At 74.3% G+C, this 17,425-nt stretch carries 18 protein-coding genes; 13 read left to right on the top strand and 5 right to left on the bottom strand.

From position 1 onward, the window contains the following. The first annotated feature begins 128 nt into the window (after nt 1-128). Both ABD350_RS16210 and ABD350_RS16205 read left to right on the top strand, forming a co-directional pair. Entirely contained in the window at nt 129-1,169 is a 1,041-nt protein-coding gene (locus ABD350_RS16210) for a PHP domain-containing protein (protein WP_344348801.1), read from the top strand. Between the two features lie 325 nt (nt 1,170-1,494). After that, a complete protein-coding gene (locus ABD350_RS16205) occupies nt 1,495-2,151 on the top strand; it encodes an HAD family hydrolase (protein ID WP_344348800.1) in 657 nt (218 codons plus the stop codon). A 323-nt stretch (nt 2,152-2,474) separates the two neighbouring features. On the opposite strand, the gene ABD350_RS16200 is transcribed toward ABD350_RS16205, so the two are convergent. Beyond that, nucleotides 2,475-3,059: a helix-turn-helix domain-containing protein gene (locus ABD350_RS16200; RefSeq protein ID WP_344348799.1), complete on the bottom strand. Its 585-nt coding sequence runs from the start codon at nt 3,057-3,059 to the stop codon at nt 2,475-2,477. Between the two features lie 210 nt (nt 3,060-3,269). On the opposite strand from ABD350_RS16200, the gene ABD350_RS16195 reads away from it, so the two are divergent. The 3 genes from ABD350_RS16195 to ABD350_RS16185 all read left to right on the top strand — a co-directional run bounded on the left by ABD350_RS16195 (nt 3,270) and on the right by ABD350_RS16185 (nt 6,100). Beyond that, entirely contained in the window at nt 3,270-3,917 is a 648-nt protein-coding gene (locus tag ABD350_RS16195; protein ID WP_344348798.1) for an FMN-binding negative transcriptional regulator, read from the top strand. Nucleotides 3,918-4,081: 164 nt separating this feature from the next. Continuing rightward, on the top strand, nt 4,082-4,789 hold the full coding sequence (locus ABD350_RS16190) for a B3/B4 domain-containing protein (protein ID WP_344348797.1): 708 nt from the start codon (nt 4,082-4,084) through the stop codon (nt 4,787-4,789). Between the two features lie 198 nt (nt 4,790-4,987). Further along, nucleotides 4,988-6,100: a hypothetical protein gene (locus ABD350_RS16185; protein ID WP_344348796.1), complete on the top strand. Its 1,113-nt coding sequence runs from the start codon at nt 4,988-4,990 to the stop codon at nt 6,098-6,100. A gap of 37 nt (nt 6,101-6,137) precedes the next feature. Here ABD350_RS16185 and ABD350_RS16180 read toward each other — a convergent pair whose 3' ends face one another. Next, nucleotides 6,138-6,341, bottom strand: coding sequence for a hypothetical protein (locus tag ABD350_RS16180; protein WP_344348795.1), 204 nt, complete (start codon nt 6,339-6,341; stop codon nt 6,138-6,140). Nucleotides 6,342-6,974: 633 nt separating this feature from the next. On the opposite strand from ABD350_RS16180, the gene ABD350_RS16175 reads away from it, so the two are divergent. Further along, on the top strand, nt 6,975-7,790 hold the full coding sequence (locus ABD350_RS16175) for an ABC transporter ATP-binding protein (protein WP_344348794.1): 816 nt from the start codon (nt 6,975-6,977) through the stop codon (nt 7,788-7,790). After that, a complete protein-coding gene (locus ABD350_RS16170) occupies nt 7,787-10,273 on the top strand; it encodes an FtsX-like permease family protein (RefSeq protein WP_344348793.1) in 2,487 nt (828 codons plus the stop codon). Before ABD350_RS16175 ends, ABD350_RS16170 begins: the two co-directional genes overlap by 4 nt. A 42-nt stretch (nt 10,274-10,315) precedes the next feature. Here ABD350_RS16170 and ABD350_RS16165 read toward each other — a convergent pair whose 3' ends face one another. Beyond that, nucleotides 10,316-10,894 (bottom strand): TetR/AcrR family transcriptional regulator, encoded by a 579-nt coding sequence (locus tag ABD350_RS16165; protein ID WP_344348792.1) that lies wholly within the window; start codon nt 10,892-10,894, stop codon nt 10,316-10,318. Between the two features lie 70 nt (nt 10,895-10,964). Here ABD350_RS16165 and ABD350_RS16160 point away from each other — a divergent pair, with 70 nt between their 5' ends. Further along, the gene (locus ABD350_RS16160) at nt 10,965-11,558 is read left to right on the top strand and encodes a dihydrofolate reductase family protein (RefSeq protein ID WP_344348791.1); all 594 of its coding nucleotides are present in this window, start codon (nt 10,965-10,967) and stop codon (nt 11,556-11,558) included. Between the two features lie 122 nt (nt 11,559-11,680). Then, on the top strand, nt 11,681-12,502 hold the full coding sequence (locus tag ABD350_RS16155; protein WP_344348790.1) for a VOC family protein: 822 nt from the start codon (nt 11,681-11,683) through the stop codon (nt 12,500-12,502). 32 nt (nt 12,503-12,534) lie between these two features. Here ABD350_RS16155 and ABD350_RS16150 read toward each other — a convergent pair whose 3' ends face one another. Continuing rightward, on the bottom strand, nt 12,535-12,918 hold the full coding sequence (locus ABD350_RS16150) for a hypothetical protein (protein WP_344348789.1): 384 nt from the start codon (nt 12,916-12,918) through the stop codon (nt 12,535-12,537). 171 nt (nt 12,919-13,089) lie between these two features. Between ABD350_RS16150 and dnaK the strand changes: the two genes are divergently transcribed. The 3 genes from dnaK to ABD350_RS16135 are packed head-to-tail and all read left to right on the top strand — an operon-like array spanning nt 13,090 to nt 15,791. Next, nucleotides 13,090-14,994, top strand: coding sequence for a molecular chaperone DnaK (gene dnaK / locus ABD350_RS16145; protein ID WP_344348788.1), 1,905 nt, complete (start codon nt 13,090-13,092; stop codon nt 14,992-14,994). Further along, nucleotides 14,991-15,572: a nucleotide exchange factor GrpE gene (gene grpE, locus ABD350_RS16140; protein ID WP_344348787.1), complete on the top strand. Its 582-nt coding sequence runs from the start codon at nt 14,991-14,993 to the stop codon at nt 15,570-15,572. The genes dnaK and grpE overlap by 4 nt, the downstream gene beginning before the upstream one ends. A gap of 30 nt (nt 15,573-15,602) precedes the next feature. Beyond that, a complete protein-coding gene (locus ABD350_RS16135) occupies nt 15,603-15,791 on the top strand; it encodes a hypothetical protein (protein WP_344348786.1) in 189 nt (62 codons plus the stop codon). 9 nt (nt 15,792-15,800) lie between these two features. On the opposite strand, the gene ABD350_RS16130 is transcribed toward ABD350_RS16135, so the two are convergent. Continuing rightward, nucleotides 15,801-16,154 carry a GatB/YqeY domain-containing protein gene (locus tag ABD350_RS16130; RefSeq protein ID WP_344348919.1) on the bottom strand — a complete coding sequence of 118 codons (354 nt, stop codon included), beginning with the start codon at nt 16,152-16,154 and terminating at the stop codon, nt 15,801-15,803. Nucleotides 16,155-16,369: 215 nt separating this feature from the next. Here ABD350_RS16130 and ABD350_RS16125 point away from each other — a divergent pair, with 215 nt between their 5' ends. Next, entirely contained in the window at nt 16,370-17,401 is a 1,032-nt protein-coding gene (locus tag ABD350_RS16125) for an SDR family oxidoreductase (protein WP_344348785.1), read from the top strand. Nucleotides 17,402-17,425: the final 24 nt, after the last annotated feature.

Raw genomic sequence — 17,425 nt, 5'->3', positions numbered from 1 at the left:
CGATGAGTGTGGGCATGGCAGTACCCGGGGGCGGGGTGGACAAACGGGGCCGTATCGGGGGTGAGGGAGCATGGCGGGGCGCATGGGTGCTCGTGCGGTCCCCCGCATCCTGGTGTGAACCTGGTGGGATGGAACCCGTCGCCGCTCTCGACCGGATCGCGTTTCTGCTGGAGCGGGCGCTCGCGCCCGCCTACCGGGTACGGGCCTTCCGTACCGCCGCCCGGGCGCTGGCCGCGCTGCCCGGGGACGAGGTGGCCGAGCGGGCCGCCGCCGGGACGCTTCAGTCGCTGAAGGGGGTCGGGCCGAAGACCGCGCAGGTGGTGCGGGAGGCGCTGGCCGGCGAGGTGCCCGGCTATCTGCGCCGGCTGGAGGAGGAGGCCGGGGCTCCGCCCGAGGGCCCGGGGGCCGGGCTGCGGGCGTTGATCCGGGGGGACTGCCACACCCACTCGGACTGGTCCGACGGGGGCAGCCCGATCGAGGAGATGGTACGGACGGCCGCCGGGCTGGGGCACGAGTGGGCGGCGCTCACCGACCACTCGCCCCGGCTGACCGTGGCCCGGGGCCTGTCGGCCGAACGGCTGCGGGAGCAGCTGGCCGTGGTGGCGGAGCTGAACGCGCGCTGGGCGCCGTTCCGGCTGCTCACCGGCATCGAGTGCGACATCCTGGAGGACGGCTCGCTGGACCAGGAGCCGGAGCTGCTGGCGCGGCTCGACGTGGTGGTGGTCTCGGTGCACTCCAAGCTGCGGATGGACGCCCGGTCCATGACCCGCCGCATGGTGACCGCCGTACGCGATCCGCACGCCGACGTCCTCGGGCACTGCACCGGGCGCCTGGTGACCGGCCGGGGGCGCCCGGAGTCGCGGTTCGACGCGGACGCGGTGTTCGCCGCGTGCGCGGAGTCGGGGACGGCGGTGGAGATCAACAGCCGCCCGGAGCGGCTCGACCCGCCGCGGCGGCTGCTGCGGCGGGCGGTGGAGGCGGGGGTGCTGTTCGCCGTGGACACCGACGCGCACGCGCCCGGCCAGCTGGACTGGCAGATCCTCGGCTGCGCCCGGGCCGAGGAGTGCGGGGTGCCGCCCGGGCGGGTGGTGACCACCTGGCCGGCCGAGGACCTGCTGACCTGGACCCACGAGGGCCGCCTGCCGACCCGCGCGACGGACTATTCCTGACCCACTCGGGGCGGCACCTGTCCCCCGGTCCGCACGGCGGATTCCCGACCCGCCCGGCGTGGCACCCGCCCCGGCCGCACAGCGGATCCCCGACCCGCCCGGCGCGACACCCACCCCGGCCGCACAGCGGTCCCCCGACCCACCCGGCGCGACACCCACCCCGGCCGCGCGACGGATCCCCGCCCCCGGGGACGGCGCCTGTCCCGGCCGCGCGGCGGATCCCCGATCCCCCCGGCATTGCACCCGTCCCGGCCCGCGCGACGGGTTCCTTACCCGCCCCCGCGTGGTACCCGTTCCGGCAGCGAGTGCCAGGAAAGGATCCCGCATGGAACGAGCCGCCGTGTTCGACGTGGACGGAACCCTCGTCGACACCAACCACCTGCACGTCGTCACCTGGTGGGAGGCCTTCCGCCAGGCGGGGCACGAGGTGCCCATGCACGCCGTGCACCGGGCCGTCGGCCTGGGCTCCACGGACCTGATCGCCCACCTGCTCGGCGACGGCCGCGACCGGGACCGGGACAGCGAGCTGAGCGCCGCGCACACGGCGCTGTACGGCCAGTACTTCGACCGGCTGCCCGCCCTGCCGGGCGCCGGGGAGCTGCTGCGGCGGCTGCGCGGGGACGGCTGGGCGGTGGTCCTCGCCACCTCGGCGAGCGGCGCCGAGCTGGGCGCGCTGCGCCGGGCGATCGACGCGGACGACGCCATCACGGCCACGGCCAGCTCCGACGACGTCCAGGAGGGCAAGCCGGCTCCCGAGCCGGTGGAGCACGCCCTGGAGCTGGCCGGGGTCCCGGCCTCGCGGGCGGTGTTCGTCGGGGACACCGTGTGGGACATGCGGGCGGGCAGCAAGGCCGGGGTGCGCTGTGTGGGGGTGCTGTGCGGCGGGATTCCCCGCGCGGATCTGGAGGAGGCCGGGGCGGAGGCGGTGTACGCCGACTGCGCCGACCTGCTCGCGCGGCTGGCCGCGAGCCCGCTGGCGTGAGCCGTGACGCACCGGCGCGGGCCCGGACGCCTTGGCGCGGGCGGTGACGCACGTCACGGGAGTGAACGGAACACCCCCAGTGTGGTTGCCCGTTGAACAAGCCGTGGGTGTGGACGGGACAGTGTCCCCGGGCCTCACCATTCGCCCACAGGGAAGATCGTTCGGCTGAAGCCCTGTGGAGCCCTTCGCCGCGAGGCGACCGCCGTCCGCGCCCACCACCGACCGCCCCGGCCGTGAGTCCCCCGTCACGGCCGGGGCGTTTTCCATGCCGGGAGTCGTGGGCTCGGCTCCGGAAGGAGCCGACGGCGTCCGGCCCGCGCCGGTCAGGCCGGGGAAGCGGGGCCGGGCGGCAGGTGGACGGTCATGATCAGGTGGCAGGTCCCGGTGCCCGCACCCCGGTAGGTGTGGGGGACGTCTCCGTCGAAGGCGGCGGTCTGGCCCGCTTCCACGGGGTGCTCGGCGCCGTCCACGATCAGCGTCATCCGGCCGGACGTGACGCTGACGGTTTCCACGACGCCCGCCTGGTGGGGGTGGCTCGGGTACTCCTCCCCCGGCTCCAGCGTCCAGCGCCAGACCTCGACGGGGGCCGGCCCCGGGGTGGTCAGCATGAGCCGGGCCTCACTCCCGCGCGGTCCGCTCCACAGCGGGGTCAGATCGCCGGCGGCCACGACGCGTACGCGTCCTTCGGTGCGGCCCTCCAGGAGGGCGGAGACGGAGACGCCGAGGGTGTCGGCCAGCCGTACCAGGGTGGCGAAGTTCGGGTTGCCCTGGGCCTTCTCCAGCGCGACCAAGGCGCCCTTGCTGACCTGGGCCCGCCGGCCGAGTTCGTCCAGCGACAAACCGGCGCGGGTACGGGCCGCCCGGACGTTGCGCGCGAGCGTCCGCAGGGCCGCCTCGGTCTCTGCCATCCGATCACTTCCTCAATGGGGCACCGCACTGCACCGCTCGGTCGTTCGATTGACACGCTCTGGTCGGTACGTTGTACGGTTCAGTCGTTCTATTGATGGTAAGGGATCGTCTCGCGCACGCTCCGCCGCCGGCCCCTCTCCCTGCCCGCCCCCGACTCGCCCACCCTTGCCCGCCCCGCCCCGCCACCCCGTTCCCGCAGGAAGAAGCGCATGTTCATCCAGCCCTGGGACGCCGCCCTGGACGACGCCGAATGGCGGAACTGGATCGCCGAGGGCCACGACTTCGGCCAGCTCGGCGTCAACGGTCCGCCGGGCCTGCCGCCCGTCGTCGTCCCCACCCACTTCGCCCCGGACGACGGCCGGCTGCTGATCCACCTCGCCCGCCCCAATCCGGCCTGGAAGGCGATCGAGCACGACCCGAACGTCGTCTTCACCGTCATCGGCGACTACGCCTTCATCCCCGGCCCCTGGCGCGCCAAGCCGGACATCCCGCCCACTGACGGCGTCCCCACCAGCTACTACGCCGCCGTCCAGTTCACCTGCCGCGCCCACATCATCGACGACCCCCAGGCCAAAGCCGACCTGCTGCGCCGCCAGATGGCGCACTTCCAGCCCGACGGCGACCACGCCCCCATCGACCCCGACGAGCCCCCGTACGGCCGGATGCTCCCCGGTATCCGCGGCCTGCGCCTGGATGTCGTCGACGTACGGGCCAAGTTCAAGTACGACGACCACAAACCCGTCGAGCACCGCACCGCCGTCGCCGACCGCCTCACCCGGCGCGGCCACGGCCTCGACGTACCCACCGCCCGCCGGCAACTGGAGCGACTGGACCGCGTGGGCACCTGGACCCCGTGACCCCCGCCACCCGCCACCCGCCACCGGCCACCGGCCACCGGCACCCGCATCGGCCACCGGCACCTCGCGCCCCGCGCTGCACCCGCACCCGCGCCCGACCCGCACTCGCACTCGCACTCGCACTCGCACTCGCACTCGCACTCGCACGAAACAGGAACCCGCCCATGACCGCCTTCCGCATCAGCCCCGCCGTCGCGGACGCCTTCCCCGACACGCTCATCGCCCTGGTCACCGTCACCGGTCTGCGCGGCCACGAGCCCTGGCCCGCCACCGTCACCGCCGTCGAGGACCTGGAGCGGCAACTCGCCGCCGGCACCTGGCAGCCGGCCGACGAGACGGACCCGCGCATCGAGGCCTGGCACACCGCCTACCGCTCCTTCGGCACCAACCCCCGCCGCATCCGCCCCAGCGTCGACGCGCTCGGCCGCCGTATGGCCAAGAAGGGCAGCCTGCCGCGTATCAACCCGGCCGTGGACTCCTACAACGCCGTCTCCGTCCGCCACGGCCTGCCCGCCGGCGCCTTCGACCTCGACCACGTCACCGGCGACATCGACATCCGCCACGCGGAAGGGGCGGAGGAGTTCACCCCGCTCGGCGAACCCGGCACGGTGGAGACCCCGAAGCCGGGCGAGATCATTTACGCCGACACCACCGGCGTCCTGACCCGCCACTGGAACCACCGCGATGCCCACCGCACCCGTGTCACCGAGGATTCGGCACGTGTCGCCTTCGTCCTGGAAACCCTCCAGGCCACCCGCGACGGCCACCTCCTCAAGGCCGCCGCGGACGAGCTCCAGGACCTGCTCATCCCCCACACCGACCGGACGGCGGTCCACTTCCTCAGCCCCGCCCACCCCCACCTGACCCTCTGACCGGGGCCCTGGTCCGGTCTCGGCCGGCAGGACGGACGAGGCCCGCCGGCGGGCGGTCGGGACCGCGCGACCCGCCACCGTCCACCCGACGGGCGCGGGTTCGCACCGCCAGGAACGGGCTTCGGGCCGTACCGCCGAGCACCTTCAGTTCCTGGGGGAGGCTCCCCATACTTGGCCCTACTCACGGGGGGAGCGGGCATGGACACAGCGAGCCTGGCATCGGCGGCGGTACCTCTCGTCGTGGCCGCGATCACCGGCGCGGGCACCGCGATCGGCACGCAAACGGTGCAGATGGTCTCCGGCCTGGTCCGGGAGCGTCTGGACGGTTCGGAGCAGGGCCGGGCGGCCCTGACGGGGCTGGACCGCGCCCCCGACGACTCGGCGGCGGCCGGCCGGCTCCACGCCGCGCTGCGGGACGTTCTCGACGCGGACCCGGCGTTCGCGCGGCAACTGCTCTCCCTGTTCGAAGCACCACCGCCTCCCCCGCAACCGCCGGCGCCTGCCGGGAGCGTGGTCATCGGGGACGGCAACCGGTTGCGCGGCAGCAACATCTCCCTCGGTCCGCTGACGATCTCGACCACCCGCGGCGGCCCGGGCGCCCTGCTGGCGTTGGTCGCGCTCGTGATGGGGATCGTGGCGCTCGCCGTGTACGGGGGCGTGCGCGCGATCGGGGTGGACGACTCGCCCGGCCCGGGAAGCGGCACGTCGACACGGCAGGACGCCCTCCGAGAGGGGGGTGTTCCGGGCGCTTCCGCGGACGGCGCGGAGAACGCGCCGGCCGGCGGGCAGCCGCGTCCGGTCCTCGGGGACCGTGACGTGGTGACGTCGGTCCTTCCCGGGCTGGACGCGGTGCCCGGCGGCTGGACACAGGAATCCGCCCCCCGGGTGCTCGACGCCTCCGCGTCACAGTGCCGGTCCGCTCTGCCCGGCGTGCTGTTCTGCGGCGAGGCCACGTACAAGGACCCGTCGACGCGCAACGTCGCCGGATTCGAGATATACGCACTCTCCAGCGTCCAGGCCGCGAAATCGGCCTACCAGGAGATAAGGAAGAAGTCCCCGCCCTCCATGGCGCTGCCGGCCCTCGGGGACGAGAGCCACGCCACCGGCGGCCGGGAGACGTCCTCCGGCAAGACGGTGATGTCCGTGGTCAGGGTCGGCAGCGTCGTGGCCGGCGTCACCTACGGCATCGAGGCGGTGGACTGGACCGAGGCCTTCGGCGGCGACCACCTGGAGATCCTGACGCGCATGCTCGTCGAGCGGGCCCGGCAGGCGGGCGACGGCCAGTCCCCCACCGCCCGGGCGGTGCTGTGAGCCGGGCGGGCGGCGGCAGATGGATCCGCCCGCCGGGTCACCCCCGCTCGCAGATCCGGGGGGCCTCGGCGTCCGGGGACGGCGCGGGTGGGAAAGGCGTCGAGGAGGTCGGCGTACATCCGGCGGACCCCGGCTTGCCGAAGTACTGGTCCTCCAGGACGCGCCGGCTCAGGTCGAGGGTGAGGCGGGGGTACCGGGTGAGGAGCCCGCGGACGATGGCGATGTGTTCGGCCGGGTCCATGGTGGACAGTTCCTCGGCGTCGGTGCCGAGGTCGGCTGGAGGGTGACCGGGATGCCGCGCTTCTCGAACTCCTTCATCATCGGCGCCCACCCGTCGATGTCGCCGAGGCTCGCGGGTTCGTGGTGGTTGGGCAGCAGGGCGCCTTTGACGAGGTCGAGTTCCCCGGCCCAGCGGGCCGAGTGGCGCGGTCGAAGCAGGGGGCGTGGGCGAGGGCCTGGCCGGCGCCGGCCGGTGAGACGGCGACGGCCGCCGCGGCCAGGGCGGTGGCCGGGAGGGCGAGCCGTCCGCGGAAGAGGGTAGGCATGCTGTGCTCCCACGGAGTCGGACCGCGTAGAGCCCGTGACGAGCCGCGACGCGTAGGCGGACGAGACCTCGTGGATTGCGGGCGGCCTCGCGGCCCCGGGCGGGCCGGGCGCGCCGAGCGCGCGCGGCCGTCACCCGTTGGGACCAAACCGGGCGGGCGCCGGGCCGCCGGTGTGCCGACGGCCCGGGCTCGTCCTCCGGGTCGAGCTGTCCTGAGCGGTGGCCTCGGGATATCCCCACCCCCGGTCCGCCGGGAGCCTCCATGTCCCGCGACGACCGTGTTCCGTAGCGTCGGGTCATCGGCTGGGACAGCACGCGAGAGGACGGACCATGAGGCTGCGCGGCGGCAAGCGGCGGACGGCGGACGACCGGCCGGAGCCCCCGGACACACCCGGTCTCGCCGTCGAACTGCGCGGGGTACGGCGGGAGTACGGCCGCGGCTCCGGCACCGTGCACGCCCTCGCGGGCATCGATCTCGCCCTGCCCCGGGGCACGTTCACCGCGGTCATGGGCCCGTCCGGGTCCGGCAAGTCCACCTTCTTGCAGTGCGCGGCCGGGCTCGACCGGCCGACGGCCGGCTCCGTACGGCTCGGCGGTACGGAGATCACGGGCATGCGGGAGAACCGGCTCACCGAGTTGCGCCGCAGCCGCGTCGGCTTCGTCTTCCAGTCCTTCAACCTGCTGCCCTCCCTCACCGTGGAGCAGAACGTGCTGCTCCCGACGCGCCTCGCCGGGCGGCGCCAGGACCGCCGGCGGGCGAAGGAGCTGCTCGCGCGGGTCGGCCTCGCCGACAAGGCCGGGCGCCGGCCCGGCGAGCTGTCCGGCGGCCAGCAGCAGCGCGTGGCCGTCGCCCGCGCCCTGGTCACCGACCCGGACGTGGTGTTCGCCGACGAGCCCACCGGCGCCCTCGACACCCAGACCGCCGCCGGGATCCTCGGCCTGCTCCGGGACGCGGTGGACACCCTCGGGGCCACCGTCGTCATGGTCACCCACGATCCGGCCGCCGCCGCCTGGGCCGACCGCGTGCTCTTCCTCGCCGGCGGGGTCTTCGCCGGCGGCCTCGACCGCGGCACGCCGGAGCGGATCGCCGCGCACATGGCCGCCCTCACCTCCCGTACGGGTGCGACGGCGGTGGCCGTCGCGTGAGGAGCCTCGCCCCCAACGGCCTCGCCCGCGCGGCCGTACGCTGCCGGCCCGCCTCGTTCGCCGGCACCTTCGTGGCGCTGCTGATGGCGACGCTGATCGTCTCCGCCTGCGGCATCCTCCTGGAGACCGGCGTCCGCGCCTCGGTCCCGCCCACCCGGTACGCCAAGGCGCCGGTCGTCGCGGCGGCGGACCAGTACGCCCGCCTCGTCACGGGCAGCGGGGACAGCCGCTCCGAGTCGGCGACCCCGCTGCCGGACACCGCCCGCGTGGACACCGCGCCGGCCGGCCGGGTGGCCCGCGTGCCCGGCGTCCGGGCGGCCGTACCGGACTTCACGTTTCCCGTGCGCCAGGGCGACCACGCGTTCACGGGCCACGGCTGGGGAGCGCACGTCTTCACCGGAGCCGCGCTCCGCTCCGGGACCGCGCCCCGTACCGGGGAGGTCGTCCTCGACGACGCCGCCGCACGGGCCGCCAGGGCCGGCGTCGGCGACACCGTCACGCTCGAAACCGCCGCCGGACGCGCCGGCTTCCGCGTCTCCGGGCTGGCGAGGGCCGGGGACGGCGACCTGGGCGAGGGCCCCGTGGGGTGGTTCGCCGACGCCCGGTCGCCCGCGCTCGCCGGGCATCCGGGCAAGGCCGACGCCATCGCCGTACTGACGGAGGACGGGACGGACACCGACGCCGTCGCCGCCGGTGTGCGGCGGGCGCTGGCCGGCTCCGGCGCCACGGTGCACACCGGTGACGACCGCGGCGCCGTGGAGGACCCCGGGCTCGGGCAGGCCAAGGAGATCCTGACGGGGCTCGGTGGCAGCTTCGGCGGCATCGCCGCCCTGGTCGCCGTCTTCACCGCCGCCGGCACGGTGGCCCTGTCCGTCGCGCAACGGGCCCGGGAGTTCGCGCTGCTGCGCGCCATCGGTGCCACGCCGCGGCAGCTCCGCCGCGCGGTCGCCGCGGAGGCGCTGCTCGTCGCGCCCGTCGCCGGGCTCGCCGGCTGCCTGCCCGGGGTGGGGCTCGCGCACTGGTGGTTCGGGCAGTTGAAGGACCGCGGGGCGGTCCCGGAACCCGTACACCTGTACATCTCCTGGATCCCGTGCGTCGTCGCCGTCGGCACGGGGCTGCTGACCGCGCTCGCCGCCGGCTGGGCGGCCGGGCGCCGGCCCGCGCGGATCAAACCGGGGCAGGCGCTCACCGAGGCCTCGGTGGACGGGCGGCGACCGGGCGTGCTCCGTACGGCGCTGGGCCTGGGCGCGCTGGCCGGCGGCGGGTTCCTCACCGTCCTCGCCGCCCGTTCGGCCGGGGAGGACGCGGCCAACGCGGCCCTCGGCGTCGTGATGCTCTTCATGCTCGCGGTCGCGTTGCTCGGCCCGCTGGTGGCGCGGCTGTGCGCGGCCCTGTCCGGGCTGTTGCTGCGCGGGCTCGGTGCCGCCGCCTCGCTCGCCGCCGCCAACTCCCGTACCAACGCGCGCCGACTGGCCTCCGCGATCACCCCGATCGTGCTGGCCATGGCCTTCGCCTCGACGCTCACCTTCCTGCACACGAGCGAAAGCCACGTGGCCGCCCGGCAGTTGCGCGCCGGCATCACCGCGGACCATGTCATCACCCACCCCGCCGGCCTGCCCACCAAAAACGTCGGCCGCGCCGCCCGTGCTCCCGGCGTCCGGGCCGCGGTGGGCCTGCTCGACACCCGGGTGCTGGTACCCGTCGGATCGGGCGGCGACCGCTGGTTGCGGGACGCGGCGGCCCAGGGCGTCTCCGGTTCCGGCGCACACCTCGCCGAGGTGCAGGACCTCGATGTGCGCGACGGCAGCCTGGACCGGGTCGGCGGGGGCCGGGTCGCCATCGACACCACGCTCGCCGCGTCGGCCGGGGTCACGGTCGGCGACCGGCTGCCGATGTACCTCCCGGACGGCACCGAGGCCGGCCCCGAGGTCGTCGCCGTCTACGGCCGCGGGCTCGGCCTCCCGGCCGTGACCATGGACCGCGCGTCGCTGGCCGCCCACGTCTCCTCGGGCTTCGTCAGCACGCTGCTCGTACGCGGCGGGGACGCGCGCGACCTCGCCCCGCTGGGCGAGGTCGCCGACGGGTCCGGCTACGCGGCGCAGCGGTCCGCGGGCCACGAGCTGAACGCCTGGGCCAACTACACGATGGCCGCGGTCCTGGGCGGCTTCGCCGCCGTGGCCGCCGTCAACACCCTGGTGATGACCGTCCTCGACCGCCGCCGCGAGCTGGGCGTGCTCCGCCTCGTCGGCGCCACCCGGCGCCAGGTGATGGGCATGCTGCGCTGGGAAGGCCTGCTGGTGGCGGTGGCCGGTGTCGTCCTGGGCACGGCCATCGCCGCGGTCACCCTGGTTCCGATGACGCGCGGCCTGACCGGCGCGGACCCGTACGTGCCGCCGCTGGTGTACGGGGCCTTCGCCGGGGGCGCGATGGGGCTGGGCGTGCTGGCGGTGACCCTGCCGGCGCGGGCGGCGCTACGGCGCTGAGCCGGCGGGCGGGGGCCGGCCGCCCGCACGGTCCCGGGCCGCCTACTCGTCCGTCACAATGCGCTCGACGGCCGCCGCCACCAGTCGCTCACGCTCCGCCTCCGTGAAGACGTCCGGCAGGGTGAGCTGCTCGACGATCAGCCAGTTGAGCGCCAGCATGAGGAGTTTGACCGCCATGGCGTCGCCGGGGAGCCCGGACGCCTCGTGATAGGCGACGTTGGCCTCGATGTCGGCCCGGACCCGCTCGGTGAGGACCGCGCGGAGTCCGGGGCGGCGGGTGGCCTCAAGGCGCAGTTCGAGCAGCGCGAGGTAGCCGGTGCGGAAGGAGGACACGCGGCCGACGAGTTCCCGCATCAGCTCCGCGTAGGTCTCCCGGTCGCGGCCGGCCGCCCGCTGACGGGCGAGCGTGGCCTCGTCGGGCTGGAGCCGCTCGTAGACCCGGGCCCCGGCCTGGGTGAGCAGGTCGTCGCGGTCGGCGAAGTAGTTGGACGCGGTGCCGACGGGCACGGCGGCCTCCACGTCGACCGCCCGGAACGTCAGGCCTCGCGCGCCTTCCCTGGCCAGCACCTCGATCGCCGCGTCCACGAGGGCGGCCCGCCGCCGGTCGTTCCGTCTCACCATTGACACCACTCCAGCTGTAGTACTACGGTCAAACCACTTCAACCAGAGTACTACGCAGGGAGTTACCAGCTTGCGCAAGCTCGTGTACTACGTCGCCGTCACACTCGACGGCCGCATCGCCGGCCCCGGCGGCGAGTACGACTTCTTCCCGGCCGGCGACGACCGGCAGGCCGCCGCCTACTCCGCCTGGACCAACGCCCTGTATCCCGAGACCGTCCCGACGGCCCACCGCGCCGCCGCCGGCCTGGACGACGCGCCCAACCGGCACTTCGACACCGTCCTCATGGGTCTGGGCACCTACCGCCCCGGGCTCGACGCGGGCCTCACCAGTCCGTACGCCCACCTGCGCCAGTACGTGGTCTCCAGCACCCTCGCGCCGGACGTCGACCCGGCCGTCACCGTCGTCCCGGGCGACCCGCTCGGCCTCGTCCGCACGCTCAAGCGGGAGGAGGGCACCGGCCTGGACATCTGGCTGTGCGGCGGCGGAAAGCTCGCGGGGGCCCTGCTGCCCGAGATCGACGAACTGGTGATCAAGAACTACCCCGTGGTGGCCGGCGCCGGCATCCCGGCCTTCGACGGCGCCTTCGACCCCACCGCGTTCCATGTCACCGAACGCACCGCCTTCCCCAACGGCGTCACCCTCACCCGCCTCACCCGCCGCTAGCGACACGCGACAGGAGCCGTTTCCGTGAGGGGGCTGTGGGTACGCTGACGCTTCAGGTTACGCATTCCCGTCGGACATCGGTCGCACAGCGCTGGCGGTTGGGACACAGGAGGCCGGGCGCGATGGCCACGAATCACGGCAAGACACAGTCCTCCAGCGCCACGGGCGCCGCCTCCGCGGTCTCCGTGTGCGGTGCACCGTGCTGGGTCAGCCTGACCAGTCACGATCTTGAGGCGTCACAGCACTTCTACAGTGCCGTGCTCGGCTGGCGGTGGCGCCCGGCCGAGGCGGGCGATCACTTCCGCATCGCGCTGGCGGACGACACGCCGGTCGCCGGGATCGCCGTGCTGCCCGCCCTGCGGCAGACCGGCGTCGCCTGGACGCCGTACTTCGCCGTCCCGGACGCGGACCAGGCCGCGGCGCGGGCCCGGGAGCGGGGCGGCACGGCGGGTGTCGGCCCGCTGCGGCTGCCGCCCGGACGGGTGGCCCTCCTCTCCGACCGGCACGGGGCCACCTTCGGGATCTGGGAGGGGGAGCTGTTCGGCCGCTGGGAGGCCTGGCGGCGCGCGGCACCGGCCTTCATCACCCTGCACACCCGCGACGCCTTCGACGCCGCCATGTTCTACGGCGGCGTCCTCGACTGGGCCTCGGACCGTCCCGGCAGCTGCGAGGTCGAGTACGAAGCCGACGAGGTGGTGCTGCGCAGCCGGGGCCTCGTCGTCGCGCGCATCGAATCGGGAGAGTCGGACACCGCCCCCGACCCCTCGGTACGGCCGCACTGGCAGGTCACCTTCCTGGTGACCGATGTGCCGGGGTGCGCGCGGGCCGCGGAGCGGCACGGCGGGAGCGTCCTGGAGGAGGGCGAGCGGGAGGCCGTCCTGCGCGACCCCGACGGCGCCCGGTTCACCGTGACCTCGGCGACCGGGCTGCCGGGCGCCGGCTGAGCGGAGCGGAGGCCCGCGGCGTTCCGGCGGCGTCAGGACTCGCCAGGCGTCCCCGCCGTGGTGTCCTGGGGCTGCTCGTGGGCGTCCGCGTCCAGGGGTGGTGCGGCGTGCCGGCCGGTGCGGTGCCGCTCGCGGGTCGTGGTGAGCCGCCGCCGGGGCGCGCCGGCCGGGCCGGGCGGCACGGGCACGGGCCGGCGGGCCGCGAGACGGCCCACCCAGCGGCGACCGCAGAGCGGGCAGGGCGGAGCGCCCTGGGGTTCGTAGGGGGACGGCACACCGTCGCCGTCACGGGTGAAGTACTCCCATTCGTCGCCGTTCTCGTCCCGGTAGTACTGCACGTCGTAATCGGCGCTCCAGGAGTGCCAGCAGTGGCCGCAGGTGAATTCCACGCGCTCGACGGCCAGTTCGGTGATCATCGGTTCTCCTCCTTCCGACCCGGGCCCGTCTCCACTGCTACCGCCCTCCGCAAAAGCTTGTAAAGAGGTGGAAACCCGCATTTCTTGACAAGCTGGCCTGGGGACTTTATCCAGACTCTCAGTGGCGTGTGTCCGCTTCCGGGGTCTGGCAACGGAGGGAGGAGGAGGGCCATGGCACGCGCGGTAGGAATCGACCTCGGCACGACGAACTCGGTGGTCTCGGTCCTGGAGGGCGGCGAGCCCACCGTCATCGCGAACACCGAGGGCGCCCGCACCACCCCGTCGGTCGTGGCGTTCGCCAAGAACGGCGAGGTGCTCGTCGGCGAGGTCGCCAAACGGCAGGCCGTCACCAACGTGGAGCGCACCGTGCGCTCGGTCAAGCGGCACATGGGTGACACGCAGTGGAGGTTCCCGGAGACCGGGAGCGTCGACGGCAAGCGGTACACGGCGCAGGAGATCTCCGCGCGGGTGCTGCAGAAGCTGAAGCGGGACGCGGAGGCGTACCTCGGCGAGGACGTCACGGACGCGGTGATCACCGTACCGGCGTACTTCAACGACTCCCAGCGCACCGCCACCAAGGAGGCCGGGGAGATCGCCGGGCTGAAGGTGCTGCGGATCATCAACGAGCCCACGTCCGCCGCCCTGGCCTACGGCCTGGACAAGGAGAACGACCAGACGGTCCTCGTCTTCGACCTCGGCGGCGGCACCTTCGACGTGTCCCTCCTGGAGATCGGCGAGGGCGTCGTCGAGGTCAAGGCGACCAACGGCGACACGCGTCTGGGCGGCGACGACTGGGACCAGCGGGTCGTCGACCACCTGGTCCAGCAGTTCAAGAACCACTACGGCGTCGACCTGGCCAAGGACAAGATGGCCGTGCAGCGGCTGCGGGAGGCGGCGGAGCGGGCGAAGATCGAGCTGTCGTCGTCCTCGGAGACCTCGGTCAACCTGCCGTACATCACGGCGTCCGCCGAGGGCCCGCTGCACCTGGACGAGAAGCTCACCCGCGCCCAGTTCGAGCAGCTGACCAGCGATCTCCTGGAGCGGTGCAAGGGCCCGTTCCACAACGCGGTCAAGGACGCCGGGATCAAGGTGTCCGACATCGACCACGTCATCCTGGTCGGCGGTTCCACACGGATGCCGGCGGTGACCGGCCTGGTGCGGGAGCTGACCGGCAAGGACCCGCACAAGGGCGTCAACCCGGACGAGGTCGTGGCCGTCGGCGCGGCCCTGCAGGCCGGTGTCCTCAAGGGCGAGGTCAAGGACGTCCTGCTGCTCGACGTCACCCCGCTGTCCCTCGGCATCGAGACCAAGGGCGGCATCATGACCAAGCTGATCGAGCGCAACACCACGATCCCGACCAAGCGCTCGGAGATCTTCACCACGGCCGAGGACAACCAGCCGTCGGTGCAGATCCAGGTCTACCAGGGCGAACGCGAGATCGCGGCCTACAACAAGAGGCTCGGCATGTTCGAGCTGACCGGTCTGCCGCCGGCGCCGCGCGGCGTCCCGCAGATCGAGGTCTCCTTCGACATCGACGCCAACGGCATCATGCACGTCACGGCGAAGGACCTCGGCACCGGCCGGGAACAGAAGATGACCGTCACCGGCGGCTCCTCGCTCCCGAAGGACGACATCGACCGCATGATGCGGGAGGCCGAGCAGCATGCCGAGGAGGACCGGCGCCGGCGCGAGACCGCCGAGACCCGCAACCGTGCCGAGCAGGTCGCCTACCAGACCGAACGGCTCCTGAGCGACAACGCCGACAAGATCCCTGCCGACATCAGGGGCGAGGTCGACACCGCGCTGGCGGAGCTGAAGCAGGCGCTGAAGGCGGAGCCGGCGGACGGCTCGGCCCTGCGGCAGGCCACGGACAAGGTCACCGCCGCCGCCCAGAAGGTGGGCACCGCCATGTACGCCCAGGCGCAGCAGGACCAGGGCGCGCAGGCGGCCGGCGGCGGTGCGGGCGGCGGCCCGTCCGGTGCGGGCGGCGGCGGGTCCGGTGCGGGCGGGCCGGACGAGGACGTGGTGGACGCCGAGATCGTCGACGAGGACAAGCGACAGGACGGTGCCGGATGACCGGTACGAGCGGCACCGAGCGGCGTCGGGGGCCTTCGCTGTCGGTCGTCGGGGACACCCGGCGACGGGACCCGGGGACCAGCCTGGAGCCCCGCCGCCGTGGCGACGTGGAGCCCGCCCGGCAGCCGGCCGCGCCCTCCGGCGAGGCCGCCGCGCTGCGCGCGCGGCTGCGCGAGTGCACGGCGGATCTGCGGCGCGTGCAGGCCGAGTTCGACAACTACCGCCGACGGGTCGGCCGCGACCGTCTGGCGGTCCGCGAGATAGCGGTGGCCAACGTGCTCACCGGCCTCCTGCCCGTCCTCGACGCCATCGGCCAGGCCCGCGGGCACGGGGAGGTCACCGGCGGCTTCCGGCGGGTGACCGAGGTCCTGGAGAGCGAACTCGCGGCCCTGGGGCTGCGGTCGTTCGGCACGGCGGGCGATCCGTTCGACCCCACCCGGCACGAGGCCGTCTCGTGTACGTATTCCGCCGACGTCCGGCAGCCCACCTGCACCGTCGTCCTCCGCCCCGGCTACCGGGTCGGCGACCAGCTCCTGCGGCCGGCCCAGGTGGAGGTGGCGGAACCGGGCCGGACCTGAACGAGTCGCCGTGAGGAAGGAGTTGTCGCCGTGCTGTCCGCCGTAGTGATCCCCGCGATACTGCTCGCCGCCGTTCTCGCGCCCGGCGTGTACGAGGAATGGAAGGCCTACGTCCGGCAGACCCGGCTGCCGCTGCCCCCGGCACGGCGCTCCGTACGCACCCGGCTGGTCCACGCCACCCGGTCCGCGGCCCTTCGCAGGTGGTTCTGCCGTCAGTGACCCGGCCGGTCAGCCGCCGGCGCCGCGCGTCGCCGGTGTGTCCTGCGCGGGTTCGGCGCCGTCGAGGAACCCGAGCAGCACGTCGGCCTCCGCGCGCAGCCGCGCGGCCCGGTCCGCGTGTGCCGGTGCGGTCAACCGCGCTGCGGCCTCCAGTCGTTCGGCGGCTTCGGCACGTACGACGTCGATCACGTCGTGCTCGCTCAGCTCGCGCCGCGCGGCTTCGGTGGTGCCGGCGCCGAGCGGTGACTGTTCGAGCGCCACGCCACGGAGTGCGGCTTCGCCCACGGGCACCGCCTCGGCGTTGTCCAGCGCGGCCAGGGTTCCGCGCAGGGCACTCACGGCGGCCTTGTCGCGGGCGCGCATCGCTTCCGGCAGTGCCTGACGCATACGGAGACGGAGAGACATGCCGTGACCCTATGTCCGGGCTGCCGCCGCCCACAACGCGACAGGGGCGCCGGCCTGGCGGAACGGCGGGAAGCCAGGGGCGGTGGTGCCGCCCCGCGCCGCGTGTGTGCGCCGGGTGCCCGGGTACCCGGGCGCTCGTCGCAGCCCCGCCCCGCCGACGAGAGGAGCCCAAGGTGAGCAGCTCAGCGGGCAGCAGAGTGATCGTGACCGGTGCCACCGGCAATGTCGGCACCAGTGTCGTGCGCCTGCTCTCCGAGGACCCGGAGGTCGAGTCGGTGCACGGGCTGGCCCGGCGGACGCCCGAGTGGTCGCCGCCGAAGACCGAGTGGTCCGCCGTGGACCTGGGCGCGGACCAGGAGGACCTCGCCGAGCGGTTCGAGGGCGCCGACGCCGTGATCCACCTCGCCTGGGCGTTCCAGCCGACGCACGACCCGGTCAAGACCTGGCGGACCAATGTGCTGGGCGGCATCCGGGTGTTCGAGGCGGTCGCGGCGGCCCGGGTGCCGGTGCTGGTGCACGCCTCCTCCGTCGGCGCGTACTCGCCGGGGCCCAAGGACCACGCGGTGGACGAGTCCTGGCCGACACACGGCTGGCCGGACGCGGCGTACTGCCGGGAGAAGGCCTATCTGGAGCGCACGCTGGACGTGTTCGAGCGCGACCACCCCGAGGTACGGGTGGTGCGCATGCGCCCGGCGTTCCTGTTCAAGTGGCAGTCGGCGAGCGAGCAGCGACGGATCTTCGGCGGGCGGTTCCTCCCCGGCCCGCTGGCCCGGCCGGAGCTGCTGCCGTTCCTGCCGGACATCCCCGGACTGCGGGTGCAGGCGCTGCACACCGACGACGCGGCCGAGGCCTACCGGCTCGCGGTGCGCTCGGACAACGCCCGGGGCCCCTTCAATCTGGCCGCCGATCCCCCGCTGGACGCCACCGTCCTGGCCGAGCTGCTCGGTTCCCGGCCGGTCCGGCTGCCGCGTACGGCGGCCCGCTCGGCGATCGCCGCCGCCTGGGGGCTGCACCTGCTGCCCGCGTCCCCGCACCTGTTCGACGCCGTGCTGCGGCTGCCGCTGATGGACTGCACGCGGGCCCACACCGAACTGGGCTGGCGTCCCCGGCGGACGGCGACCGAGGTGATCCAGGAGTTCCTGGCGGGTCTGCGGCAGGGCGGCGGGATGGAGACCGAGCCGATGCGGGGACGGAAGGCCGGCTGAGCGGGCCCCGGACCGACGGACGAA

This window comes from Streptomyces nogalater (assembly GCF_039532885.1).
GTDB lineage: Bacteria > Actinomycetota > Actinomycetes > Streptomycetales > Streptomycetaceae > Streptomyces > Streptomyces nogalater.
The sequence above is the reverse complement of the archived record's forward strand: the minus strand, read 5'-3'. Positions and strand labels throughout refer to the sequence as shown.

Coding starts and splice junctions, on each gene's coding strand:
- dnaK (WP_344348788.1), top strand. CDS start 13,090: ATGGCACGCGCGGTAGGAATCGACCTCGGCACGACGAACTCGGTGGTC.
- ABD350_RS16175 (WP_344348794.1), top strand. CDS start 6,975: ATGAGGCTGCGCGGCGGCAAGCGGCGGACGGCGGACGACCGGCCGGAG.
- ABD350_RS16150 (WP_344348789.1), bottom strand. CDS start 12,918: ATGATCACCGAACTGGCCGTCGAGCGCGTGGAATTCACCTGCGGCCAC.
- grpE (WP_344348787.1), top strand. CDS start 14,991: ATGACCGGTACGAGCGGCACCGAGCGGCGTCGGGGGCCTTCGCTGTCG.
- ABD350_RS16130 (WP_344348919.1), bottom strand. CDS start 16,154: ATGCGCGCCCGCGACAAGGCCGCCGTGAGTGCCCTGCGCGGAACCCTG.
- ABD350_RS16155 (WP_344348790.1), top strand. CDS start 11,681: ATGGCCACGAATCACGGCAAGACACAGTCCTCCAGCGCCACGGGCGCC.
- ABD350_RS16165 (WP_344348792.1), bottom strand. CDS start 10,894: ATGGTGAGACGGAACGACCGGCGGCGGGCCGCCCTCGTGGACGCGGCG.
- ABD350_RS16210 (WP_344348801.1), top strand. CDS start 129: ATGGAACCCGTCGCCGCTCTCGACCGGATCGCGTTTCTGCTGGAGCGG.
- ABD350_RS16195 (WP_344348798.1), top strand. CDS start 3,270: ATGTTCATCCAGCCCTGGGACGCCGCCCTGGACGACGCCGAATGGCGG.
- ABD350_RS16190 (WP_344348797.1), top strand. CDS start 4,082: ATGACCGCCTTCCGCATCAGCCCCGCCGTCGCGGACGCCTTCCCCGAC.
- ABD350_RS16180 (WP_344348795.1), bottom strand. CDS start 6,341: ATGGACCCGGCCGAACACATCGCCATCGTCCGCGGGCTCCTCACCCGG.
- ABD350_RS16200 (WP_344348799.1), bottom strand. CDS start 3,059: ATGGCAGAGACCGAGGCGGCCCTGCGGACGCTCGCGCGCAACGTCCGG.
- ABD350_RS16205 (WP_344348800.1), top strand. CDS start 1,495: ATGGAACGAGCCGCCGTGTTCGACGTGGACGGAACCCTCGTCGACACC.
- ABD350_RS16185 (WP_344348796.1), top strand. CDS start 4,988: ATGGACACAGCGAGCCTGGCATCGGCGGCGGTACCTCTCGTCGTGGCC.